We start from the raw sequence: 25,186 nt of genomic DNA on the forward strand, positions 1-25,186 counted from the left end.
ACGCACAGGTAGAACGTTTACCTGTGCGTTTCCTATATTTACATAACTTTTTAAGAAATAATATTTTTCAAAAAAGCATCTTGTGTTTAATTAGAAAAAAAGTATAATAGTGATTAATGAATCATTTCAGAAAAAAGAAAAAAGGTGAGCAAATGAGAGAAAGGCAGAAACTACTAGAAGTAAAAGATTTGCAGACGACCTTTTTCACAGATTCTGGGGAAATTCCAGCTGTAGATCATGTGGACTTTTATGTAAGAGAAGGTGAAGTCTTAGGAATCGTCGGGGAGTCTGGTTGTGGAAAGAGTGTAACATCTCTATCAATCATGCAGTTAGTACCGAATCCGCCGGGGAAGATTACCGGGGGAGAAATACTGTTTGAAAATCAGGATCTTTTGAAAAAGACGGAGAAAGAAATGAGAGAAATTCGTGGAAATGATGTCGCAATGATCTTCCAAGAACCGATGACTTCCTTGAATCCGCTCTTTACGATTGGTAATCAGATTGCTGAGGCTATTTCCCTGCACAAAAAGAACTGGTCGAAAAAGCAAATTAAAGATCGAGCGATTGAGATGCTGCGGCTAGTTGGATTACCGCGTGCGGAAGAATTAATGAAAGAGTATCCACACCAGTTATCGGGCGGTATGCGGCAACGTGTGATGATTGCGATGGCGCTCGTATGCGATCCGAAAGTTTTGATTGCGGATGAGCCGACAACTGCATTAGACGTAACCATTCAGGCGCAGATTTTGAAATTGATGCGTGAACTGAATGAGCGGATGAATACAGCTATCCTATTAATCACGCATGATTTAGGAGTAGTGGCGGAAACATGCGAACGGGTAGTTGTCATGTATGCAGGACAAGTCATAGAGGAAGCTCCGACACAGGAGATTTTCGAAAATCCTTGTCATCCATATACGCGCGGTTTAATACAATCTGTACCGGATATGCGGGATAAAAAGGAACGTCTATATTCGATACCTGGCAATGTTCCGAAGCCGGGCTCCATCAAGAAAGGCTGCAGGTTTGCAGCTAGATGTGAAAGCGCTTTCTCAAGATGTTGGGAAGAAACACCGGAACTATATAGAAACTCCGATGTTCACCAGACTAGATGCTTTTTATACGATGAACAAGAAGGAGTGACTAATCGAGATGAGCAAGCCACTGCTAAAAGTTGAGGGGTTGAAAAAGTACTTCCCCATACGTAAAGGCCTGATCGGCAAGACGGTCGGTCACGTCAAAGCAATTGATGATATTTCATTTTACGTCAATGAAGGCGAAACGCTCGGGATTGTTGGAGAGAGCGGTTGTGGAAAGTCGACAACAGGCCGAACGATTATGCGTTTATTGGAACCTACGGAAGGCGTTGTAGAGTTTGAAGGAAGAGACTTGAACTCGATGTCAGCGAATGAAGTAAGGAAAGTCCGGCGCGATATCCAAATGGTTTTCCAAGATCCCTATGCTTCCTTGAATCCTCGCCATACAATCGGAAAAATTTTAGAAGAACCTCTCATTGTTCATGGAGTCAGCAATGCAAAAGAACGACGTGAAAAAGTAGTTGAGTTTTTGAAGATTGTCGGGCTCAGCGAGTATCATGCTAAGCGTTATCCCCATCAGTTCAGTGGTGGACAACGGCAGCGGATCGGGATTGCCAGAGCGTTGATGACCAATCCCAAATTAATTATCGCAGACGAACCTGTTTCTGCACTTGATGTATCGATACAGGCGCAAGTCTTAAATTTAATGCAAGATCTGCAAAAGGAATTTAATTTGACGTATATTTTTATTGCGCATGACCTGGGGGTAGTACGTCATATAAGCAATCGCGTTGCAGTAATGTATTTAGGGAAAATTGTGGAGATCACGGAAAGCGAAGAGTTGTATGCAAATCCTCTTCATCCATATACACAGGCATTGTTGTCTGCTGTACCGGTACCGGACCCAAATTATAAAAAAGAACAGATCATTATAGAAGGGGATATGCCAAGCCCGGCGAATCCTCCAAGCGGCTGTGCGTTTCATACGCGCTGTCCGTTCAAAATGGATGTATGCACGAAAATAACACCAGTTTTAGCTGAGGAAAGTACCGGTCATTCTGTTGCCTGCCATCTTTATACGCAGGAAGGCAACGATGATATAGATAGAAAAAAACAACTGGAGGGATCTGTATGAGGAAAGGGAAACTGTGGTCGTTCGCTTTGATCATGCTTCTCGTTCTGTCAACTGCATTAGCAGCTTGTTCAGGCGGAGATGACAAAGAGGGCAGCAGCGATAAAGATAAAGACGCTGCGGATACAGGTGGAAATGAAAACAAGACATTAGTGTTCGGACGTGGTGGAGATTCAACGTCTCTAGACCCGTCGCGTGTAACAGAAGGGGAAACATTTAAAGTTACAGTGAATCTATTTGAAACATTATTGAATTTCGGTGAACAAGATACAACGGTTCAACCAGGTCTTGCAAAAGAATGGGAACCAAGCGAGGATGGTCTGACGTACACGTTCCAATTGGAAGAAGGGGTTAAATTCCATGATGGAACAGATTTAAATGCAGAGGCAGTCGTCAAAAACTTCGAACGTTGGGCAAACGGTGATGCGGATACATTCCCATACTATAACTCTATGTTCGGTGGATTCAAAGATGATGAAAATCATATAATCGAATCGGTAACAGCGGATGGAGATCATACGGTTGTTATTAAATTGAAACGTCCACAAGCACCATTCTTAAAAAATATCGCAATGAGCATGTTCGCGATCTCGAGCCCTACTGCATTTGAAAAGGGTGATGATGAGTACGAGCGTAATCCTGTTGGGACAGGTCCGTTTAAATTTGTAGAGTGGAAACCAAATGAAACGATTACAATTGAGAAGAATGAAGACTATTGGCAAGACGGACTTCCAAAATTGGATAAAGTAATTTTTAAATCCATTCCGGATAACTCTGCTCGTTTGAATTCATTATTATCTGGTGAAATTGACTTGGCAGACGGTATTAACCCGGCAGATGGCGCGAAAATTGAAGACAATGACAAGCTGCAGTTATTTGAGCGTCCTTCCATGAACGTCGGATACTTAGGATTAACAGTAACTCGTGAGCCGTTTGACAAGAAGGAAGTACGCCAGGCATTAAACTATGCAATTGATAAACAAACGATTATCGATTCATTCTTCGAGGGGCGTGCTGAAATTGCGAATAACCCAATGCCGCCATCCATTTCAGGTTATAACGAAGACATCAAAGCATATCCATACGACCCTGAAAAAGCAAAGGAACTATTGAAACAAGCAGGTCTTGAAGATGGATTTGAAATGGAACTATGGGCAATGCCAGTTCCGCGTCCTTACATGCCAGATGGAACGAAAGTAGCAGAAGTTATCCAGAGCAACTTGGCTGATGTTGGGATCAAAGCGAAAATTGTTTCCTATGAATGGGCAACATACCTGGAGAAGGCTGAAAAAGGGGACGCAGATGCCTTCATGCTCGGTTGGACAGGAGATAATGGAGACGCAGACAACTTCTTATATGTTCTTTTAGACGAGGATAATATCGGCAGTAACAACTATACGTATTTCAAAAATGATGAAACACACAAACTATTCTTAGAAGCGCAAACAGAAGTAGATGAAGACAAACGGAACGAACTCTATAAGCAAGCACAGGAAATTCTTCATGAAGAAGCTCCTTGGGTACCGCTTGCGCATTCCATTCCATTGTTAGGCGGAGTGCAAGAGTTAACTGGTTTTGTTCCGCATCCTACTGGCTCTGATTTATTATCTAACGTGGAATTTAAATAAGTAAGAAAGTATGAATAAAGAAGAGGGAGAAGCTCATATTCTCCCTTTCTTTGATTCATGGATATGATAAGCCGGAGGAGTGAAAGAGTTGTTCAATTACACGATTAAAAGGCTTTTACAGCTAATTCCTGTCCTGCTTGGTATGACATTTATAGTCTTTATGTTGATTCGTGCAATTCCTGGTAATCCAGCACAAGTTATTTTGGGACAGCAAGCGACAAAAGAAGCTGTAGAAGCATTGACTGTCAAACTAGGACTCGATCAGCCTTGGTATACTCAATACTTTAGTTATCTAGGCGGTATATTAAAAGGTGACTTGGGAGAATCGATGCGTACGCGTCTACCGGTTGCAGATGAAATCTGGCCCTATTTAGCGGCTACTTTGGAATTGGCACTATTCGCTATTATTATTGCCGTCATTGTAGGTGTCAACGCGGGAATCATCTCTGCGTGGTTCCAGAATTCCTGGTTTGACTACTCAGCGATGATATTAGCTTTAGTAGGAGTCTCCATGCCTATTTTCTGGTTAGGCTTAATGGGACAGTGGGCTTTTGCTATCGAGTTTCAATGGTTACCGACTACAGGCCGTGAAAACGTCCGGGATCCGGTTACAGCCATAACGCATTTATACATAATTGACACGCTCATACAAGGCAGGTTCGATCAGCTATGGGAAGTTCTGCGGCATTTGATCTTGCCTGGGTTAGCGCTTGCGACAATCCCGATGGCGATCATTGCGAGAATGACCCGTTCGAGTATGTTGGAAGTCATGCGTTCTGATTATATACGTACTGCACGAGCGAAAGGGCAAAAAATGTTCTGGGTTGTTTACAAGCATGCTTTGAAAAATGCGATTATCCCTGTTTTGACAGTCATAGGTCTGCAAATGGGCCTGCTTCTAGGCGGTGCTATTTTAACAGAAACCATTTTCGCATGGCCGGGCATTGGACGTTATATTTATGACGCGATCAATTTTAGAGATTATCCAGTCATACAGTCTGGTATCCTGATCGTTGCATTTATCTTTGTCATGATTAATCTAATCGTCGACTTGCTATATGGATTGATCGATCCGAGGATTAAGTATGATTGAGGAAGGGGGAACAGTTCATGTCAGAATTAACGCCTAAGGTAGATGGAGTTGCTGAAGCACAATTAGAAAAGACAACAGGACCTTGGCGGGAAGCTTGGATAGGTTTTCGCAAGAGTAAGGTGGCGGTCGTTGGAGCTGCCATAGTGCTCTTCTTTATCCTCCTCGCTCTATTTGGTCCATTAGTGACGAAAGAAGGAATCAACGAACAGCTAATGGCAGATCGGCTGCAGCCTCCTTCTTCAGAATATTGGTTTGGAACGGATGATTTCGGCCGGGATATTTTCTCGCGTATTATCCATGGCGCTCGAATTTCATTATCTGTTGGATTTTTCTCGGTAGTCGGGTCGATTATCGTGGGCAGTATTTTAGGAATCGTAGCAGGTTACTACGGCCGCTGGATAGATACGATCATTTCACGGATTTTCGATATCATGCTCGCATTTCCTTCGATTTTATTGGCTATTGCAATTGTCTCTGTATTAGGGCCAAGTTTGCGTAATGCACTCATAGCTATTGCGATTATCAATATTCCAAACTTCGGACGATTGATTCGATCCAAAGTATTAAGTATTAAGGAAGACGAGTATATTACCGCGGCAAAAGCGATTGGAATGAAGGATTTACGGATATTGTTCTCGCACATTTTACCTAACTCGATGGCTCCGGTAATTGTACAAGGAACATTAGCAATTGCTACGGCCATTCTAGAGGCGGCTGCGTTAGGGTTCCTTGGACTTGGAGCAGAAGCGCCATACCCTGAGTGGGGAAAGATGTTAGCGGACTCTAAGGATTATCTACAAAACGCTCCTTGGACAATGATTTTTCCAGGACTGGCGATTATGTTAACTGTTTTAGGTTTTAATCTGATGGGCGATGGTTTACGTGATGCATTGGATCCGAAAATGAAAAGTTAACATAAGAGGCTGGGACAAAAGGTTTCATAACGATAAAAAAACCGAACGAATACAAAACATTCAATCAAAGTTTTGTAAAATAGTTCGGTTTTTTCTACTGCAAAGGTATTGCAGACTTGGAGCTGCCTATGGGATTTCCGCTGCGGGCAGGGACGCTTTCCGCGGGGCGCAGGTGAGCCTCCTCGTCCGCTTCGCTTCCTTTGGGGTCTCACCATTTGCGCTACATCCCGCAGGAGTCGCCCTGCCCTCCGCTTCAATCCTAATTTTTGTATACAAGGCAGTTTGATAGCAATTTTACATTCTTAAAAATCCCAAAATATGAATTAAGCACTGGGTTTCTATGCTTCAAAATTGAACATAGGAAAACTTTCTGTATTCGGGGCCAAGACAACTGTCCTACCGTACAAAATGTAGGATTTGCCCGGAAAGCGTCCCTGCCTGGAGGGCAAATCCCTAACCGCACACTAAGTAACCCACACCTTTTTGTGTTTTATACGATTGTTCGTCTTTCATTATGACCAAATTAGTTTTGTCCTGGCCCCTTTTTGCGTTTCAGAATTGAATGGCCGATGATTCATTAGCTGGACTGTACCTATAATGGGTGCAGTTTTTTTGTTCTATATTCTACTCTTACACATGAAATTTCGCTGCTCTCCGTTTGTCTAAAGAGAAATAGGGGAAAGATAATAGAAATTGTATTAGAGATGAGGTGGAGAAACTGAATAAAGTATTCACTGCTTTAGCTTTCATGGGTGTACCGTTAGTCTTAATCGGCTCTTATTTTCATTGGTCGGATTTGTGGATGTTTGCGCTTTGCTGTATAAGCATCATTGCATTGGCAGCTTTTATTGGCAGGGCGACAGAAAGCTTGGCAATTGTCAGCGGTCCACGGATTGGTGGTTTGCTGAATGCTACATTTGGTAATGCCGTTGAATTAATAATTTCTATATTTACACTGAAAGCGGGCTTGATTGGTATTGTGTTGGCCTCTTTGACAGGTTCTGTTTTAGGGAACTTGCTACTAGTTCTGGGACTATCCTTTTTCGCCGGAGGTTTGAAACATAAGCGCCAAAATTTCAGCATTTATGATGCTCGTTATAACTCGGCTCTGCTAATCTTTGCGGTAATTGTTGCATTTGTAATACCGGAAGTTTTCACAATGACGATGGATGAGAGTACAACACTGAATCTCAGTATTGGTATTTCGGTAATTCTCATTGCACTTTATCTAGCAGGATTGGTCTTTAAATTATTTACTCACCGAGGAGTATTTGGTTCAGATACGCATGAGACAGACGAAGTACCGGAATGGACGAAAAAGAAGTCTATCCTTGTTTTATTACTTTCAACTGTTGCAGTGGCATTTGTATCAGAGAAGCTAGTGCATACATTTGGTACCCTAGGTGAGAAGTTTGGCTGGTCTGAACTATTCATTGGGGTTATTATCGTTGCGATCGTTGGTAACGCTGCAGAGCACTCATCTGCAATCACGATGGCCATGAAGAATAAAATGGATGTTTCCGTTGAAATTGCAATTGGCTCAACTTTACAAGTGGCAATGTTTGTCGCACCAGTATTGGTGCTGATCTCGTTGATGATGCCACAAGCCATGCCCCTCGTATTCACTTGGCCGGAACTGATCGCCATGATCACCGCCACATTGCTAGTTGTGAATATTTGTCATGATGGCGAGTCCAACTGGTTTGAAGGGCTGACGTTATTCGCCGCGTATGTGATTATGGGTATCGGGTTCTTTTTATTGTGAAAAAATGAAGCACATGTGAAAACCCCGGTTCGCTATGCGAACCGGGGTTTAATTAGGATAGCCGTCCTTTGAAATCTTCATAGCCAAACTGTTTAACAATTTTAGTTTCGCCTTTAACTGTATGCAGCGCAATGGACGGCAAATTCATACCGTTGAACGTATTGTTTTTCACCATCGAGTAGTGAGCCATATCGCAAAAAACGAGACGATCACCGGTCTGTAAAGGAGCATCAAAAGAATAGTCTCCAATGACGTCACCTGCCAGGCAAGTAGGACCGCCCAAACGATACGTATAAGGTTTTTCGTTCGGCAAGCTGGCTCCGATAATTTCAGGACGGTACGGCATTTCCAACACATCAGGCATATGACACGAAGCCGAGGTATCAAGAATCGCAATCGGCATGCCGTTATGCAATGTATCGAGCACTGTAGCAACTAGGAAGCCGGTATTGAGCGCAACAGCTTCGCCCGGCTCCAAATAGACGTCCAATCCGTATTTATCCTTCATGAAATTAATCGAATGAATTAATGTTGCGTTGTCGTAATCAGCACGTGTAATGTGGTGTCCACCGCCAAAGTTGATCCATTTCATTTGCTTCAGATAAGGTCCGAACTTTTCATCGACCACTTGAATGGTACGCCATAATGTATCGGAGTTTTGTTCACACATCGTATGGAAGTGTAGACCGCTAATGCCTTCAAGTAGATCAGGCGCGAAATCAGCTGACGTGACGCCAAACCTGGAATGCGAAAAACAGGGATTATACATATCGACTTCAATCTCCGAGTATTCGGGATTGATCCGGATGCCGCATTCAACATGTTTTTCGCTCTTCTGGATTCGCCCTTTGAATCTCCGCCACTGTGCGAATGAATTGAAGACCAAATGATCGGAATAACGGAGGATCTCATCAAATTCATCTTCCTGAAAAGCAGGTGAATAGGTGTGGACTTCCTTACCCATTTCTTCATAACCGAGCCGGGCTTCCAGCAAGCCGCTTGACGTTACGCCGTTTAAGTATTCGCCAATTAAAGGATATACTTCAAACATGGAGAATCCTTTTTGGGCGAGCAAGATTTTACAGCCGGTTTGATCGATGATGGTCTTCATTTTTTGTAAGTTGTTTATGAGCAGCTGCTCCTCCACCACGTAACTAGGTGAAGGGACTGCTTTCACATCGAAGTTCATGTCATTCTCCTCAGTCGATCAATGTCGGATTGAAATCTTCATGCCAAGGCAAACCGTATTCATTCAATGCTTCCATAAACGGATCAGGGTCGAATTCCTCAATATTGAAGACGCCAGGTTTTTTCCATTTGCCAGTCAGCATCATCATGGCACCGATCATCGCAGGCACGCCTGTAGTATAGGAAATTGCCTGTGAGCCGACTTCTCGGTAGCATTCTTGGTGATCGCAAACATTATAGACGTAATAGGTTTTAGGTTCTCCATCTTTCGTACCTTGGTAAATACAGCCGATATTCGTTTTACCTTTAGTACGCGGTCCAAGTGAAGCTGGGTCTGGCAGAACAGCTTTTAAAAATTGTAGCGGTACAATTTGTTGACCTTCAAATACGATGGGCTCAATAGATGTCATGCCTACATTTTCAAGTACGCGTAAATGAGTTAGATATTTTTCAGAGAAGGTCATCCAGAAACGGATCTTTTCTATACCGGTAATATTTTTTGCCAATGACTCCAGTTCTTCATGATAGAGCAAATAGACATCTTTCGGACCGATTTCGGGTAGGTCATAGACACGCTTCACTTCGAGTGGCGCTGTCTCCACAAACTCGCCTTTTTCATAATAGCGGCCATTTGCAGTAATTTCGCGAATATTGATTTCAGGATTGAAATTTGTTGCGAACGGGTAGCCGTGATCGCCTGCATTGGCATCTACAATATCAATTGTATGGATTTCGTCAAAGTAATGTTTTAAGGCATAAGCAGAAAAAACACCGGTTACGCCAGGGTCAAAGCCGCTGCCAAGCAATGCAGTGATCCCCGCTTCTTCAAACTTTTCTTTATATGCCCATTGCCATTTATACTCAAATTTTGCTGTGTCGAGAGGCTCATAGTTTGCTGTGTCCAAATAGTCCACTTTTGTCTCTAGACATGCATCCATAATCGTCAAATCCTGATAAGGCAACGCGACATTGATCACGATATCTGGTTTGAATTCGTTAATCAATTCGACTAATTCCGCGACATTGTCGGCATCTACTTGAGCAGTTTGTATGTTTGTACGGCCGCCATCTAATTTTTCTTTCAAGGCATCACATTTTGCTTTCGTCCGACTGGCGATACAAATTTCCTCAAAAACATCCGGTACTTGACAACATTTGTGAACCACTACACTGGCTACTCCGCCAGCTCCGATAATTAATGCTTTTCCCATTAAAAACACCACCAATTTATAATTTTTTATTAAGTGCAATTGTTAATTCCCGTACAACTTTACAAGCGACAGCCGTCGATACACCGCTTTGGTCGTAAACAGGGGATAGTTCATTGACGTCACATGCCACGATATTTAAATTGCTGACCGTCAGTATAGCTGTCAGAAGGTCCATAAAGCTGACACCTCCAGCCTCAGGCGTCCCCGTTCCAGGGAAGACGGAAGGATCGAGCACATCCAAGTCTATCGTCAAATAGACGGGTTTACCTTGTAACTCTTGCACTGTATCTTCAAGTCCATCAAAATTAAATTTATTCATAAAAACATGCTGTTTAGCAGCCCACTCGAATTCAGGGCGATCTCCTGAGCGGATTCCGTATTGATAAATCCGATTGTCTCCAAGAAGATCCCAAACTCTTCGAATGACGGTAGCATGCGATAGACGTTGGTCTAAATAGTCTTCGCGTAAATCTGTATGAGCATCGAATTGAATGACATGCAGATCCGGGTAGCTCTTTGCCGCCGCGCGAACAGCACCCAATGTGACAAGATGCTCACCACCAATCATGCAAGGGATTTTTTGATCATCCAAAATCTTCGCGGTGAATTGCTCGATTTGTTCCAATGCACGTTCCGTATTGCCGAAACTTAATTCTAAATCACCGCCATCGAAGAGGCGATAGTCCGTCAAATCTGCGTCTTGATAGGGACTATACGTCTCAAGGCCGAATGATTCGCTGCGCATCACTTTGCTGGCAAAACGTGTGCCGGGTCGAAAGGACGTCGTGGAATCAAATGGAGCCCCAAAAACGACGAAAGAAGACTCTTGGTACTCAGCATCGAAACCAAGAAATGTTTCAATATTTTTATTCAGCATGGATTAACAGCTCCTTTACATAATTAGGCAATGCAAAAGAGCCTGCATGCAATTTAGTATTATAATAGTTTGTCTTCAATCCAAGCTCATTCCAGATATCCGCCTGTAAGTCTTCAATAGGATGATATTTTTTGGATGCAAAGCCAAACAGCCAGTGACCTGACGGATAAGTCGGTATATGGGCTTGATACACTTTAGAGATTGGAAAGAAGCCCATGATGCTTTTATGAGCACGCTGCATCCCGCGTGCATCTTCTGCGTAGAAAGGACTTTCATGCTGATTCACTAAAATGCCTTCATCGTTTAGTGCTTTATAACAATTGCCATAAAATTCTTTCGTGAAGAGACCTTCTCCTGGACCGAATGGATCTGTAGAATCGACGATGATCAAGTCGTACGCATTTTCTTGTTGACGGACGAATTTCAGTCCATCTTCGAAATATAGATTTACTCGTGGGTCTGTCAGCTGGGCAGCAGTTTTCGGGAGAAACTTCTGACATACTTCCACTACTTGTCGATCGATTTCTACCATGTCAATTTGTTTGATGTTTGGATATCTCGTCAGTTCGCGAACCGTACCGCCGTCACCAGCACCGATCACCAGCACTTTTTCAATGGCCGGGCTCGTTGCCAGCGGAACGTGGACAATCATGTCATGATAGATAAATTCATCTTTCTCCGTCACCATAACATAGCCGTCCAGTGTCAGGATCCTTCCAAATTCTGTAGATTGGAATACATCAATTTTTTGAAACTCACTTGTTGCCGTATATAAATGCTCTTCTACACGAAAAGAAAAACGCACATGCGGTGAATGATCTTCGGTATACCATAGGTTCATCGGTCAGCCTCCTTTACTACATTGATGATTTCTACATTTGGATCTTCGGTCCCCGTTAAGAAACAACCTTTTTCCTTGCAGTATTCGATATAGTCAACAATCTCTTTTGTCACACGTTCACCCGGTGCGACGATCGGAATACCCGGGGGATAGCACATAACAAATTCACTGGCAACACGGCCGACTGCATTTGGTAATGATAATATTTCTTTGGGCGCGTAAAATGCCTGTTGAGGTGTTTGAATGATCTCAGGATTGATATATTCATGGTCGAATAAAGAGCTTGAGTCCCTTTTATAACGTCGTCTGATTTCAGTCAACGCAGCTACGAGACGTTCCAAATCAAGCTTTCGATCACCGACGGAAATGTAAGCCAAGATGTTCGCCACATCGCCGAATTCGATTTGGATATCGTATTCATCCCGCAAAATATCGTACACCTCAATGCCGGCCAAACCTATTCCGCGCGTATGGATTGACAGCTTTGATTCATCAAAATCAAAGATGGTATCCCCATTGATCAATTCCTTTGAGTACGCATAGAAGCCATCGATTTTATTGATTTCATCTCGTGTATATTGGGCCATCTCAATTACTTTATTGAAGATTTCCTGACCATGCAGTGCCAGGTTTTTTCGTGAAATATCGAGCGACGACATCAATAGGTAGGAGCCACTCGTCGTTTGAGTCAAATTGATGATTTGACGTGTATAGCCCTCACTTACTCCATTGTTGATCAATAAGAACGAGCTTTGTGTTAGCGATCCGCCCGATTTATGCATGCTGACGGAAGCCATATCAGCTCCGACAGACATAGCCGATGCAGGAAGTCGGTCATTGAAATAAAAATGCGTGCCGTGAGCTTCATCCACCAGTACGAGCATCTCGTATTCATGTGCTAGTTCAGTAATTTCTTTTAAATTAGAGCAAATCCCGTAATACGTTGGGTTGTTGATCAGTATCGCTTTTGCGTCAGGGTGTTCCAAGATGGCAAGTTTCACTTCTTCGACCGCCATACCGAGCGGAATTCCAAGATTATCATCGACACCGGGATTGACGTAAACAGGCACAGCACCGCTTAAGATTAATGCATTGATTGCGCTACGATGAACATTGCGCGGCATGATAATTTTCTCTCCTGCTTTACAGGCTGTCATGACCATCGCTTGAACTGCAGATGTCGTGCCGTTAACGAGCAGGAAAGCATGTTTTGCGCCAAATGCTTCAGCTGCCAATAGTTCAGCTTCCTTGATGACTGAAACCGGGTGGCATAAATTATCGAGTGGTTTCATCGAATTTACGTCGTGTTGCAGACAGGTTTCACCTAGGAACGCAGCCAACTCACTGTTGCCGCGTCCATGTTTATGTCCTGGTACGTCGAATGGGACAACTCGAGCAGCTTGATAGCGCTGCAATGCTTCCATGATAGGGGCTCTTTGTTGTGAATGTATCACGATTTTCTCCTCACTCATTTTCATAAACATTGGAACCGCTGAAAATTTCAATCATCTCTTTTCGTAAATTATGAGAGATTTGAAGCCGTTCCTTCGGCGGAAGTTCTGAAACGTCTTTATTGAATAGGTAATCCTGCAAATCAATTTCTTTAATTAGCATTTTTGTATGGAAAATATTCGATTGGTACACATTAACATCAATAGCGTCATACTTCTCTAAAGTTTTTCGATCAATAAAATCTTGGATGGAAGTCATGGCATGATCCATAAATAACTTTCTACCGTCGACGGATCGCGTGAAGCCTCGTACCCGGTAATCTGCTGTGATGATATCCGAATCAAAGCTGCCAATCAGATAATCCAATGCATTCAATGGAGAAATCTCTCCACATGTCGACACATCAATATCCACCCGGAATGTCGCAATTGAGTTATCAGGATGATACTCGGGATACGTGTGGACCGTCACATGACTTTTATCTAAATGGCTAACGACAGAATCCTTTTCAGGAGGGAAAGGTATAGCTCCTTGATTGCAAGAAGGATCGATCTGTGAAGCAGGAAACTTTTCTTCCGAAATCATTAACGTGACACTTGCGCCTTGAGGATCGTAGTCTTGTTTGCTGACATTTAATACATGAGCACCGATCATTTCGGTCACATCATATAGAATCTTAGTCAATCGTTCTGAATTATATTGCTCATCGATATAGGCGATATACTCACTTTGCTCTCGTCTACTTTTCGCATAGCTTACATCATATATGTTGAAGCTAAGAGTTTTGGTGAGGTTGTTAAAGCCGTAGAGCTTCAGCTTATTTTCCAACCTTAACATCCGTCCTTTCTATTCATATTGTTCAAATCTATGTGCATAAAAAAATCCCTCCCCAATCTACATGCGCGTGCACAAACATGACAGATTGGAGAGAGACCTTTACTCTGTTGGCTTGTATATAAAAGACGATATACGTTTAGAGGGTATCCTCTAGTCTATTACATAACAGGTGATCAGCTTGGTGAAATATTCACAGAATTACTCTTCCTAAATTTAAAAAACTTATGAAATTGATTTCATTATAAAGGAAAATTACAAAAAAACAAACCCTTTTTTTTGAAAAAAACATGTCGATATTTCGTCAATAAAAAAAGTTATGAATTGTCGTACTAAGAAGATTGCGATATGGTATAGGGTAAACATCTTATTCTTATGGAGGGGTTTAAATGAATCATACGACAGTCGAATATTTGGAAAAAGTACGGCAAGATTTTGAAACGAGTCCATTTTGGAAATTTGCAAGTTTGCAAACGAAAAAACTGGAAGAGGGCGATGTGGAATTATATCTGCCGTACCGTCCAGAATATGATAATGTGCGTGGTACAATTCATGGCGGCATGTATATGTCTATCTTAGACACAACGATGGGTATGCTTTGTCGCTCACTAGGCTCGGATGATGTTATGACCATTCAAATGGCAACACAGTTCCTGAAGCCGGTTGTTCAGGAGTCCGTCTATTCCAAAGCATCCGTGATCAATCGGAGCCGCAGTACGGCGTTAGTGGAAGGTAAATTGTTTAATGAAAACGACGAGTTGGTCGCACATTGTACTGCCACTTTTAAATTGAAATGACGGTGCTTTGAAGTTGACGGCATGAATAAAAAACAGCCAAGCTTGAATGCTTGGCTGTCAGTAGGTGGTCATCCTTTTGGAATAAAGGTCTGACAATCTGTTTCTGCGGAGTCTTTTGCTTTTTTTCCTTTTCTGGTCACTACTTTGATTTCTTCTGCACCACATTGGTTGCCGGATTCCCAGAAATGACAATTAGTCACTTCGCATAATACATCTTTTGCCATTCGACACACCTCCCTTTTCATATTGATGCCCAGAAAGATTGAATTCATGCTGAACAATTAGAATAAAAGAGCAAAACTAGGTTGAATAATATGCGTGCGTTTATTGGCACATGCAACTCCGTCTGAAATGAAAAAACAGCTGGGATCATTTCAAATGATCCCAGCTGTTGTAAATTCTGGTCATTAAATTTGTAAGAGGGTCAAACTAATACAACCGTCTCTTTAGGGGAGGATAACTCTACAATACGCTGAACTTCCTCGCCTTCGAGTGTTTCTTCTTTATAGAGAGCATTGACTAATTCCTCAAATTGATAGGCGTGTTCCTTGATCAAGGATTCGGTCTTTTGCGCCGCCTGATTAAAGAGCATTTGCATCTTTTCTTCTTTTTCGGCTTTATTGAAGATCAAAGAAAATCCATCTTGAAATAAGCCTGTATTCACCATACGGTCAAGAATGTCTTTCGCTTGTTCGACATCACCGCCAACACCGATACTATGCTCACCTAAGTATATACGTTCTGCAATACCGCCAGCTAAAATCATACTCACTTGATCTAGTAATTCACTGGCTGTTGATAAATGCAGTTCTTTTTGAATAGGCGCCACATAGCCGAGCGCTTGTCCGCGAGGAATAATGGTCGCTTTTCTTACAGAACCTGGTTTGGTCAATGCGGCGATAAGCGCATGACCTGATTCGTGAATGGCAACTCGGCGCTTCGTTTCCTGATCATTCAGAGTGCGCGCTGTATTCCCAAGAATCGTCCGGTCTATCGCAAAATCCAAATCATGCTTTTCGATCAGCTTGCGCCCTTCTCTGATTGCGCGACGGCTGGCCGTTTCAAATAATCCGCTGATTTCAGCTCCTGAAAAACCAGATGTGCTCTCAGCAAGAGTATCTAAAGAAGCGGTGACGTTTGGCGCCAATGTTTTACCGTTTGTATGGATATCGATGATTTCCCGACGTCCTTTTGTATCGGGTAACTGCACGTTGAATGTGAAATCGATACGGCCGGGACGCAAGAACGCATCATCTAGCATATCTTTTCGGTTGGTTGCCGCGATGAACAGTACACCATCATTGTCATTACCGCCATCCAATTGAACAAGTAATTCGGTTAATGTTTTTTCAGATTCCTCACCGCCATGCTCTTTCCGTTTTCCGGCCAGCGCATCCACTTCATCAATAAAAATAACAGCAGGGCTTTGTTTGCGAGCGTTTTGGAATAATGTCCGGACACGCGAAGCACCGACCCCTACAAATAATTCAGTGAAAGAAGCACCGCTTGAAGAATAGAAAGTGGCACCGATCTCCTTCGCCATTGCTTGAGCCAACAGTGTTTTGCCTGTTCCAGGAGGACCGTACAGCAAAATCCCTTTTGGTAATTCAATGCCCATGTCTTTGGCAGTTCCTGGATTTTTAAAAATTTCCAACGTTTGCTGGATCTCTTCTTTCATTTCTTGTGGAAGACCGCCGATGTCCTCAAGTGTAATATCGGGCAGTGGTGTTGCTTTAGATGCCTGATGTTTCATGCCGGACGCTCCGATATTTAACTTGCCTTTTTTGTGGAGTAGGAACAATGTGACGAGAGCTGCCAATACTAATCCCCCAATGATCCATCCTCCAGCTGAACCGGCTGTTTTATATTGATAAGATATATTATATTTTTGTACTAGATCGTCCACTAACGTACTTTGTGGACGGACCATGGTGAAGTATGTCTGATTATCTAGTGTAAGGGAGAGTTCTCCATCAGCTGATTCATTCAGCGTCAGCGCAGCACCTGATTGCTCAGCAATCAATTTTTCCATCTCTGCAAAAGAGATTTCCTGCCCACCAGTTCCTTGTAGATAGTTCCATGTGACTCCTGCAGCGATCGCCGTGACAAAGAGGACTAAAATTAGAATCTTTGATGCTAATTTCGAGATAGGCTTCAAGGTCAGCTACAGCTCCTTTTCTAAGTTACTTCAAAGTATAATGAAAAATAGTAGTTTTGAACAGTACAAAAGCCTACGAAATAGTTACAAATTCTTTACGTTGTGAGTAAATACCTAGCAAGTTAGCGATTTATTACTAGGCGCTAGAATTGAAAAGGAGGTAAACGCGAAGAGTATACAATGAAAATCAGGAGATTCTCTTAGTGATCGTCTTTTTTCATGAACGGGAAAGGAGCGAACCAAAGCCTCCCATATAAAAAAGAGTCGCCTGAAAAGTCAGTTGGAAATGACTTCTCAGACACCCCTTATTTCTGAACAATATCCTGTAACACGGCATACCCGTTGTGTACTTTTATTTTTGCGATGAGCTGTCCTTCACGCGAAAGATCCTCTAGACGCTTGCCTGTATTTTCAGGGACATAGAAACGATCGGGCAGAAAGTTGGCGTAATAAGTCGTTTGCGGATTATATGGAGATTGACCGTAATAATGCATACGTCCCTTCAAAAATACCCCGCTATCGGGTTTTTCTGCAGTCACCATTTTTAGTCCGTATTTGTTTTTGTCTTCCTGCTGCAACACGGCATAGACAACCATCTTTCCGTATGATTCAGTTGAAAGTTCTTTCAATAAAGCTGGGTCCATGTCTTTCGCTTGAACTTCTTCCACAGCAAACTGTAAGCTGACATAATCTCCGTATAAAATATCACGAGGATCGACAGGCACGGTCTCCAATAAAATTGGCGTACCGACATTCAGTGTCCACAACGGTTTCCACGTCATAGACAAAAGTACAACGAGTGGAGCAATAAAGGCCAGTAGAAATAGATTCCTTTTATTCTTCATGGCGCTTCACCGTCTCTCGTCGTGATTTTTCAAACCAGAATCCGAATGCGATCAAAAGCAAGCCGCCAATTATGAAAAATAAAGACTTTGGCATGAAGTCATATGTGATGTCTGTGTAATACCGATAAATTAACGCACAAGTGATCAAAATTGCGGGCAGGCTGTTTTGCTTCAAGAAATAAACCAATAGGATAATGAATAAAGCAGTGAATATATAAGGTGCAATGGTTTCCAACTGCCATTCTCTCCAAGAATAGGGGAAGGTCAGCATGATACCCACAGTACCAAATAGGAAAGAACCAATCCAAGATGACTCCGTACGGAAATGTTTGATAGGAAATAAAGCTATCAACAGACCACCGGTAAAGACGATCAACATGGAGATCCATTCGTCAAAATGGAATGCTTCCAGCGTATTGACAATAAATGCTGTTGCCAGCAAGGTCGACATGACAAAGAGTGAACTTTTCCTGCCAAACCTTTTTTCATTCATCCAAAATAAGATAGGAAGAAGTAATAGTAACCAATAAGGTCCGAAACTGCCAGGTTCGAAAGCTGTAAAACTATAGATTATTAAAAAAACACTTGCGAATACGGCAAGAAGTTGATCCTTCAGATAATAAGCGAGAGGAAGGATTCCGACAGCCCATAATAGAAAGTCCGTGTAGACAGTATGCTGCAAATGAAAACTTTGGCCAACTAGAAAAATGCCTGCACCATAAATAGCTGCTCCAATGTAATACATGCTGCGAGCTGTTCTTTCATAGTTTGGTTCCAATTTGTATCCGGCCGAATACGATAAAATAAATGCGATGACAATTAATCCGAATTTAGAAAATGGAATCAGTCCATCCCAGTTGCCGGCTATGAAACTTAATATGCCAACCCCTACCAATATAGCTCCGAAGACAAGCAATAAACGTACGAAATTCGTCGCGCCCTTTGGTTCGTAAAGTGCAAGTAAGTCTTTAGCATCCTCTGATTCTAGTTTTCCATGTTGCTCAAGAAAGTTGAATTCTTGTTTTAAGAAAGCGTACTGTGGTTTGCTTACTTTTCTCTTCACTCCTTTTCCCTCCTATCATGTCAGTACTAAGTAGACGTAATATTTTGTATAAAGTTACATCTGCCTAGCGCTTAGATTTTCTTAGGTTACTATCATACTGGAAAAACACACGGGAAGTTGAATGTTTTTTAGTATACTTCGGATGGAAATCCTGTCTAAAAAGTCTGAAATCCAACTCAATTCACTAAAAACCTACTTGACTAATAGGAATAATCATAATACAATGTAAACATCTTTTAACTGAAGTTGACAGGCTGATTGGGTCTTGTCGATGAGATGATGACAAAAGAGAATACTATATTAGTTTGCGAGGGTGATGAATGTGGCGTTACAAGTTACGAACAGTCCTTTTAGTGAAGAGCAAGTAGAATTGCTGAATCGTCTGCTGCCTAGCATTACGGAAACTCAGCAAAATTGGCTGAGCGGCTATTTGACAGCGATCAGTGCGGCAACATCTCCGCCAAGCGGGAGTCATATTGCTGTTGTTGAACGTCCGGCAATAGAGGTGCCGACCGCAGTGAAAGAAATAACTATTCTTTATGGTTCCCAGACAGGCAATGGGCAAGGGGTTGCTGAACAAGCGGCAGCGAAATTAAAAGAACAATCCTTCGATGTAACGATCCAGTCAATGAGCGATTTCAAGCCAACTACATTGAAAAAACTTGAGCATTTACTTCTGGTAGTCAGTACACATGGAGAAGGGGACCCGCCTGACACAGCGTTGCCTCTATACGAATTCTTACATGGACGTCGAGCTCCAAAACTGGATCATCTTCAGTATTCCGTATTGGCACTCGGAGATAGTTCATATGAGTTTTTCTGCAAGACGGGGTCAGACTTTGATAAAAGACTTTCGGAGTTGGGAGCTACCCCGCTAGCGCCGCGTGTTGATTGTGATTTGGATTATGATGAGCCGGCTGCACAGTGGTTGGCAGCAGTGGAAGTCGCATTACAAATTCAGACTGGCGGACAGTCTGCGGCAGCTAGTCTAGAAGTCGAAAACACAACCTCCACTCAATATTCTCGAATGAATCCGTTTCGCGCTGAAGTACTGGAGAATATAAACCTAAACGGGCGAGGGTCAAATAAAGAGACCAGACATTTGGAACTGTCATTAGAAGGTTCTGGTTTAGTATATGAACCAGGTGATAGTTTAGGAATTTTTCCTGAAAATAATTCCGAGTTAGTTGATAAAGTTATAGGTGAAGGGTCTTGGAACCCCGAAGAAACGGTAGAAATTAATTCGCAAGGAGAGCGTCGTGCACTCCGTGTTGCTCTATTAAACTACTTTGAGATTACTGTGCTGACAAAACCACTGCTTGAAAAATTATCGAACTACTCTGAATCAGAACGATTGAAACACCTACTGGAATCAGAGCAAGCGTCCGAATTGCGGACGTATATCGAAGGGCGTGATTTACTGGATGCACTTAAGGATTTCGGACCGATTTCAGCCTCCGAGCAACAACTGATCGGAATTCTGCGTAAACTGCCTGCAAGACTTTATTCAATTGCTAGTAGCCTACAAGCCAATCCGGATGAAGTACATCTTACTGTTGGAGTAGTTCGCTATGAAGCGCATGGACGCAGCAGGCAAGGGGTCTGTTCCATTCAATGTGCGGAAAATCTTGAACCGGGCGATACGCTGCCTGTCTATGTGCATAAAAATGACAACTTCCGTTTGCCGACAAACCCTGAAACGCCGATTATCATGATTGGCCCAGGCACCGGTATCGCACCTTTCCGTTCATTTATTGAGGAGCGCAGCGAGACAGGCGCAGAAGGGAAGTCATGGCTGTTTTTTGGAGATCAGCATTATGTGACGGATTTTTATTATCAAACAGAATGGCAAAACTATGTGAAAGATGGGAGCTTGTCTCGTCTGGATGTGGCGTTTTCTCGTGATACCGAAGAAAAAGTATATGTTCAGCATCGAATGAAAGAGGCGAGTCAAGAATTCTATCAATGGATTGAAGACGGTGCTGTAATCTATGTATGCGGTGACGAGCAAAACATGGCAAAAGACGTTCATGCTACATTGCTGGAGATCCTTCAGCAGGAGGGCGGAAAAACGTTGGAAGAATCAGAACAATTCATGACGCAACTGATTCAGGAGAAACGTTATCAACGAGATGTCTATTAAATCAAATGAAAGGGGAATGGTGAAATGGCTTCAACAACAAAACGAGTCCATATACAAGACGGACCGCCAAGTGATGTGGAAGAAATAAAAATTGAAAGTGATTACCTACGGGGGAATCTGATCAATACGATGAAGGATTCAATCAGTGCTGGAATACCGGACGATGATAACCGGCTGATGAAGTTTCATGGCAGTTATTTGCAAGATGATCGGGACGTGCGGACAGAGCGTCAGCGTCAAAAATTGGAACCTGCCTATCAATTCATGATACGGGTCCGTACGCCAGCTGGCTTTGCTACGCCGAAACAATGGCTTGTAATGGATGAACTGGCACATAAATATGGTAATGGTACATTGAAATTGACAACTCGACAAGCATTCCAGATGCATGGGATTTTGAAATGGAATATGAAGAAAAACATTCAGGAAATGAACGATGCATTACTGGATTCGATTGCAGCTTGTGGAGACGTCAACCGGAATGTGATGTGTAGTCCAAATCCAAACGAATCACCGATCCATGCGGAAGTCTTTGAATGGTCGAAACGACTGAGTGAAGACTTATTACCGAAGACAAGTGCATATCATGAGATCTGGTTGGATGGCGAAAAAGTAATCGACAGTACGGAAGAAACCGAAGTGGAGCCAATCTATGGAGCAACCTATTTGCCGAGGAAATTTAAGATCGGGATTGCGGTTCCGCCGATGAATGATGTGGATGTTTTCTCGCAAGATATCGGTTTGATTGCGATTGTAGAGAACGGCAAGCTGAAGGGATTCAATGTAGCAGTAGGCGGCGGAATGGGTATGGCGCATGGTGACGAGCAGACGTACCCACAGCTGGCCCGATTGATTGGTTATATACCGGCGGATCAAGTCGTTGAAGTTGCAAAGCAGCTGATGATGATTCAGCGAGATCATGGAAATCGTTCTGTGCGCAAGTACGCACGTTTCAAATATACAATTGATGCACGCGGGCTGGATTGGCTCATTGGGGAACTTCATAGCCGTCTCGGATGGGAATTGGAAGAGGCCCGTACTTATCATTTTGATCACACAGGAGATCGTTATGGATGGGTCGAAGCGACGAACGATCGTTGGAATTACACATTTTTTGTGGAAAACGGCAGAATCCGTGATACAGAAGGTTATCAATTGATGACTGCTTTACGGGAAATTGCAGAAATCCATACAGGTGATTTTCGTTTAAGTCCAAATCAAAACTTGGTTCTTGGCGATGTGACGACTACGAATAAGAAAGAAATCGAGAAGATCATTGCTCGCTATGAATTGGAGTCTGCCACTTCGCAATCGTCTTTGCGACGTAATTCCATGGCGTGTGTCGCATTGCCGACTTGTGGCTTGGCAATGGCGGAAGCAGAGCGTTATTTACCTTCATTAATTACAAAGATCGAAGGCTTGCTGGATGAGGCGGGTCTTGGCGATGAAGAGATTGTGACACGGATGACAGGTTGTCCGAATGGCTGTGCACGCTCAGCGTTAGCGGAGATCGGTTTCATTGGAAAAGGGCCAGGTAAGTATAATATGTACTTAGGCGGTGGATTTGCCGGTGAACGACTGAGTAAAATCTATCGGGAAAACATCGGAGAGAAGGAAATTTTAAGTGAATTGCAGCCAATCCTGAATCGCTATGCGAAAGAGCGTGAAGCAGGTGAACATTTTGGGGACTTTGTCATTCGTGCCGGAATAGTGGCAGCGACTACGGATGGAACAAATTTTCATACAGTTTAATAGTTTGCAGAAAAACGAAGTTGTCCGAGAAGTCATTTTCACCTGACTTTTCGGGCTTTTTTATGGAGGGAAATATGTTTATTTCGGCCGGTCAGCGGAAAGAGAGAAGGTGCGGTGCATGGAAGGATTGGTTCGGTCTGGAAATGGCTTGGCTCGGTGTAACGGGACTTTGGTGCAGTGCGGAGAGAGTTTGGTTCGGTCCTGAGGTACTTTGGCGCGTTCCTCTGTTTATCTTACTGATTGTGCAAAAAAGGCTGTTACTAAAAGCCACATTGGACTTTCAGTACAGCCTCGTCTTGTAGTTCATGCTCTTTTGGAAATGCGTAATATAGCTCATTCATGAATTTCTGACGTTCTTCTTTATCATGTAAATAGATCGGTTCAATGGCTTCTGCCAACCAAGTTTTGCGATTTTCGCGCTTCGGGATATGTTGCTTCACGTAGTGGCGGACGTCTGCTAAGAAATCCAAATACTCTTCATATCGTTCATCATACTGCTCTGCTATTTCTGAGCGGATTTTCTTTGCTAAAGAGGGGCTTGCGCCGCTCGTCGATACACTGATGACCAGCTTTCCACGTGTTGTGACTGCTGGGATTTGTGCAGTGCCTAAAGAAGGGTTGGAGGCGTGGACTACTAGCTTGCCTGCATCTTTTAGTTGAAGGGCAAGCTGATCATTGACTGTTTCATTATTCGTCACGAGTATCGTTAAGAAAGCATTCTCAACGTCTTCCCATTCAGCTTCTTTCGGGACCAGTCTGACAGTCCCCTCACGTGCTAAAGTTAGCAGAGAAGGGTGGAAAGCGGGACTAACGACAGTGGGCCTGATCCCGAATCGCTGCAAATTAAGCACTTTATGATAGGCGACAGAACCTCCTCCAATTAAAGTGACGTTAGTATCTTTCAAGTTTTCAAGCATAACAGGGAACATATAATTCACGCTTCCTTTCTGCGGCTTCATCGGCACGTTCATTCAAAATCGTATGAATCTCTGGCGCGTAGCCTAATGCTTGACAAAAATGAATGGCGGTCGATGTGTTGAGTTTTTTTAGAGTGCTTTCAATTGATTTTAATAGAATGCCTGTGAACAATAGATAGGGCAGGACGTATAAATTATTAGGCTTTTGTTCCAGTAATCTTGAAATTTCATCTTCATAAAATGGTTCACAAGCAGCCAAATAGCCGACGCTGACATTACGCAAGCCGGTTTTCTCTTGAAATAGACTTTGGATTCGCGCAAAGTCCTGCTTGGTTGCAGGATCGCTGCTGCCACGTCCAATCAATAAGATGGAGGCATCTTCAGGAATCTGCTCCGTTGTTTCCTGCAGGCGCTCGATTAATACATCGATCATACGCTCATCTACACCGATCGGTTCACCATAATAAAGGGGAACTTCAGGATAGTGCATCATGATATCCTGTAATTTTAAAGGAATATCCACATTGGCATGACCTGCACGTAACAATAGGAAAGGAATAGCGACAATCTCCGTTGCTCCGCGTGCTATGCAGCGTGCAATCCCTTCTGAAATCGACGGATCAGCAAGCTCCAAGAAACACGCTTCCTGTATCGGTGCTGGATTCGTTTCCATGGTTTTCTCAATGAACGCCAAAGCAGCCTGCTGTCCTGACTTTACGCGGCTGCCGTGGCAAATATATAGGATTGCTCTCATACACTCGCCTCGTCTAAACAGCGTTCTGAACGAAATTCTTCAAACCATTGCAATTCATCACGCAATCGGACGACTTCTCCGATGACAATCATACTCGGATTCAGGACATTTTCTTCACGCGCTGTTTCGGTCATCGTCTCCAAAGTTGCAGTGACTGTATGCTGTGTTTCCGTTGTTCCCCAATGAATGAACGCAACCGGTGTCTCTGGATGTTTTCCATGTCGAATCAATTGCTTCTGGATGTAGGGCAGATTGCTGACACCCATATAAATGGCGAGTGTATCGATTCCTTTCGCAAGCGCTTGCCATTTATCTTCTTCCTCAACACCTTCTTTTCGATGGCCTGTTACGATTGCGAAAGACGCGCTATAATCACGGTGTGTAACAGGAATGCCAGCATAGGCCGGAGCAGCGATTCCGGAAGTAATACCCGGAACCACTTCGAATTCAAGTTTATGCTGAACTACAAACGCCGCTTCTTCACCACCGCGCCCGAATATAAAAGGATCGCCGCCTTTTAGCCGAACGACTTGCTTGTCTTGCTTCGCATGTTTGACCAATAAGAGATTAATCATGTCCTGTTGAACGAAATGATGTTTCGGCAGCTTACCGACAAAAATCAGTTCAGCATCCGGTCGAGCATACTCAAGAATCTCTTGATTGATCAGCCGGTCATAGAGAATGACATCAGCTTGCTGAATCACTCTCATTGCTTTGACGGTCAATAGATCTGGATCACCTGGGCCGGCGCCAACTAGCCAAACTTTTCCCATCCTCTTCACTCC

Annotated in this window: 22 protein-coding genes; 9 read left to right on the forward strand and 13 right to left on the reverse strand. The window is 43.1% G+C overall.

Annotated features, from left to right (window positions below):
- The first annotated feature begins 152 nt into the window (after positions 1-152).
- The 6 genes from H7J92_RS11585 to cax all read left to right on the forward strand — a co-directional run bounded on the left by H7J92_RS11585 (position 153) and on the right by cax (position 7,569).
- Positions 153-1,178 (forward strand): ABC transporter ATP-binding protein, encoded by a 1,026-nt coding sequence (locus tag H7J92_RS11585; RefSeq protein WP_221837056.1) that lies wholly within the window; start codon positions 153-155, stop codon positions 1,176-1,178.
- Positions 1,153-2,172 (forward strand): ABC transporter ATP-binding protein, encoded by a 1,020-nt coding sequence (locus H7J92_RS11590; RefSeq protein WP_221837058.1) that lies wholly within the window; start codon positions 1,153-1,155, stop codon positions 2,170-2,172. Before H7J92_RS11585 ends, H7J92_RS11590 begins: the two co-directional genes overlap by 26 nt.
- On the forward strand, positions 2,169-3,797 hold the full coding sequence (locus H7J92_RS11595) for an ABC transporter substrate-binding protein (RefSeq protein WP_078818414.1): 1,629 nt from the start codon (positions 2,169-2,171) through the stop codon (positions 3,795-3,797). The genes H7J92_RS11590 and H7J92_RS11595 overlap by 4 nt, the downstream gene beginning before the upstream one ends.
- An 88-nt stretch (positions 3,798-3,885) precedes the next feature.
- Positions 3,886-4,890, forward strand: coding sequence for an ABC transporter permease (locus H7J92_RS11600; RefSeq protein ID WP_078818413.1), 1,005 nt, complete (start codon positions 3,886-3,888; stop codon positions 4,888-4,890).
- A 17-nt stretch (positions 4,891-4,907) separates the two neighbouring features.
- Positions 4,908-5,804 carry a nickel transporter permease gene (gene nikC, locus H7J92_RS11605; protein ID WP_221837060.1) on the forward strand — a complete coding sequence of 299 codons (897 nt, stop codon included), beginning with the start codon at positions 4,908-4,910 and terminating at the stop codon, positions 5,802-5,804.
- A gap of 718 nt (positions 5,805-6,522) precedes the next feature.
- A complete protein-coding gene (gene cax, locus H7J92_RS11610; protein ID WP_078818485.1) occupies positions 6,523-7,569 on the forward strand; it encodes a calcium/proton exchanger in 1,047 nt (348 codons plus the stop codon).
- Positions 7,570-7,621: 52 nt separating this feature from the next.
- Here the strand turns inward: cax and nspC are convergent, their stop codons facing one another.
- Genes nspC through speD form a run of 6 tightly spaced genes read right to left on the reverse strand, consistent with a single transcriptional unit; the run spans position 7,622 to position 13,975 of the window.
- Positions 7,622-8,758, reverse strand: a complete 1,137-nt coding sequence (gene nspC, locus H7J92_RS11615) for a carboxynorspermidine decarboxylase (protein ID WP_078818411.1) — start codon at positions 8,756-8,758, stop codon at positions 7,622-7,624.
- 10 nt (positions 8,759-8,768) lie between these two features.
- Positions 8,769-9,968 carry a saccharopine dehydrogenase family protein gene (locus tag H7J92_RS11620; RefSeq protein ID WP_078818410.1) on the reverse strand — a complete coding sequence of 400 codons (1,200 nt, stop codon included), beginning with the start codon at positions 9,966-9,968 and terminating at the stop codon, positions 8,769-8,771.
- A gap of 16 nt (positions 9,969-9,984) precedes the next feature.
- On the reverse strand, positions 9,985-10,845 hold the full coding sequence (speB, locus tag H7J92_RS11625; protein ID WP_217698595.1) for an agmatinase: 861 nt from the start codon (positions 10,843-10,845) through the stop codon (positions 9,985-9,987).
- Positions 10,835-11,686: a polyamine aminopropyltransferase gene (gene speE / locus H7J92_RS11630; RefSeq protein ID WP_078818409.1), complete on the reverse strand. Its 852-nt coding sequence runs from the start codon at positions 11,684-11,686 to the stop codon at positions 10,835-10,837. The genes speB and speE overlap by 11 nt, the downstream gene beginning before the upstream one ends.
- Positions 11,683-13,170, reverse strand: a complete 1,488-nt coding sequence (locus H7J92_RS11635) for an aminotransferase class I/II-fold pyridoxal phosphate-dependent enzyme (RefSeq protein ID WP_221837062.1) — start codon at positions 13,168-13,170, stop codon at positions 11,683-11,685. The genes speE and H7J92_RS11635 overlap by 4 nt, the downstream gene beginning before the upstream one ends.
- The gene (gene speD, locus H7J92_RS11640; RefSeq protein ID WP_078818407.1) at positions 13,151-13,975 is read right to left on the reverse strand and encodes an adenosylmethionine decarboxylase; all 825 of its coding nucleotides are present in this window, start codon (positions 13,973-13,975) and stop codon (positions 13,151-13,153) included. The genes H7J92_RS11635 and speD overlap by 20 nt, the downstream gene beginning before the upstream one ends.
- A gap of 386 nt (positions 13,976-14,361) precedes the next feature.
- Here speD and H7J92_RS11645 point away from each other — a divergent pair, with 386 nt between their 5' ends.
- On the forward strand, positions 14,362-14,769 hold the full coding sequence (locus tag H7J92_RS11645) for a PaaI family thioesterase (RefSeq protein ID WP_009498505.1): 408 nt from the start codon (positions 14,362-14,364) through the stop codon (positions 14,767-14,769).
- Positions 14,770-14,837: 68 nt separating this feature from the next.
- Here H7J92_RS11645 and H7J92_RS11650 read toward each other — a convergent pair whose 3' ends face one another.
- The 4 genes from H7J92_RS11650 to H7J92_RS11665 all read right to left on the reverse strand — a co-directional run bounded on the left by H7J92_RS11650 (position 14,838) and on the right by H7J92_RS11665 (position 18,835).
- Positions 14,838-14,993 carry a DUF1540 domain-containing protein gene (locus H7J92_RS11650; protein WP_078818406.1) on the reverse strand — a complete coding sequence of 52 codons (156 nt, stop codon included), beginning with the start codon at positions 14,991-14,993 and terminating at the stop codon, positions 14,838-14,840.
- A 200-nt stretch (positions 14,994-15,193) separates the two neighbouring features.
- Positions 15,194-16,927, reverse strand: a complete 1,734-nt coding sequence (locus tag H7J92_RS11655) for an AAA family ATPase (protein WP_221837064.1) — start codon at positions 16,925-16,927, stop codon at positions 15,194-15,196.
- Positions 16,928-17,232: 305 nt separating this feature from the next.
- On the reverse strand, positions 17,233-17,772 hold the full coding sequence (locus H7J92_RS11660) for a GDYXXLXY domain-containing protein (RefSeq protein WP_221837066.1): 540 nt from the start codon (positions 17,770-17,772) through the stop codon (positions 17,233-17,235).
- The gene (locus H7J92_RS11665) at positions 17,762-18,835 is read right to left on the reverse strand and encodes a DUF2157 domain-containing protein (RefSeq protein WP_009498500.1); all 1,074 of its coding nucleotides are present in this window, start codon (positions 18,833-18,835) and stop codon (positions 17,762-17,764) included. The genes H7J92_RS11660 and H7J92_RS11665 overlap by 11 nt, the downstream gene beginning before the upstream one ends.
- A 322-nt stretch (positions 18,836-19,157) precedes the next feature.
- Here H7J92_RS11665 and H7J92_RS11670 point away from each other — a divergent pair, with 322 nt between their 5' ends.
- Both H7J92_RS11670 and cysI read left to right on the forward strand, forming a co-directional pair.
- Complete coding sequence (locus H7J92_RS11670) at positions 19,158-20,978, forward strand: assimilatory sulfite reductase (NADPH) flavoprotein subunit (RefSeq protein ID WP_040759814.1); 1,821 nt, start codon at positions 19,158-19,160, stop codon at positions 20,976-20,978.
- Positions 20,979-21,002: 24 nt separating this feature from the next.
- Positions 21,003-22,730: an assimilatory sulfite reductase (NADPH) hemoprotein subunit gene (gene cysI / locus H7J92_RS11675; RefSeq protein WP_221837068.1), complete on the forward strand. Its 1,728-nt coding sequence runs from the start codon at positions 21,003-21,005 to the stop codon at positions 22,728-22,730.
- A 260-nt stretch (positions 22,731-22,990) separates the two neighbouring features.
- Here cysI and H7J92_RS11680 read toward each other — a convergent pair whose 3' ends face one another.
- Genes H7J92_RS11680 through cobA form a run of 3 tightly spaced genes read right to left on the reverse strand, consistent with a single transcriptional unit; the run spans position 22,991 to position 25,174 of the window.
- Entirely contained in the window at positions 22,991-23,659 is a 669-nt protein-coding gene (locus H7J92_RS11680) for a precorrin-2 dehydrogenase/sirohydrochlorin ferrochelatase family protein (RefSeq protein WP_221837070.1), read from the reverse strand.
- Complete coding sequence (locus H7J92_RS11685) at positions 23,640-24,401, reverse strand: sirohydrochlorin chelatase (protein WP_221837072.1); 762 nt, start codon at positions 24,399-24,401, stop codon at positions 23,640-23,642. Before H7J92_RS11685 ends, H7J92_RS11680 begins: the two co-directional genes overlap by 20 nt.
- On the reverse strand, positions 24,398-25,174 hold the full coding sequence (gene cobA, locus H7J92_RS11690) for a uroporphyrinogen-III C-methyltransferase (protein ID WP_221837075.1): 777 nt from the start codon (positions 25,172-25,174) through the stop codon (positions 24,398-24,400). Before cobA ends, H7J92_RS11685 begins: the two co-directional genes overlap by 4 nt.
- Positions 25,175-25,186: the final 12 nt, after the last annotated feature.

The organism is Sporosarcina aquimarina, from assembly GCF_019748715.1.
Lineage (GTDB): Bacteria > Bacillota > Bacilli > Bacillales_A > Planococcaceae > Sporosarcina > Sporosarcina newyorkensis.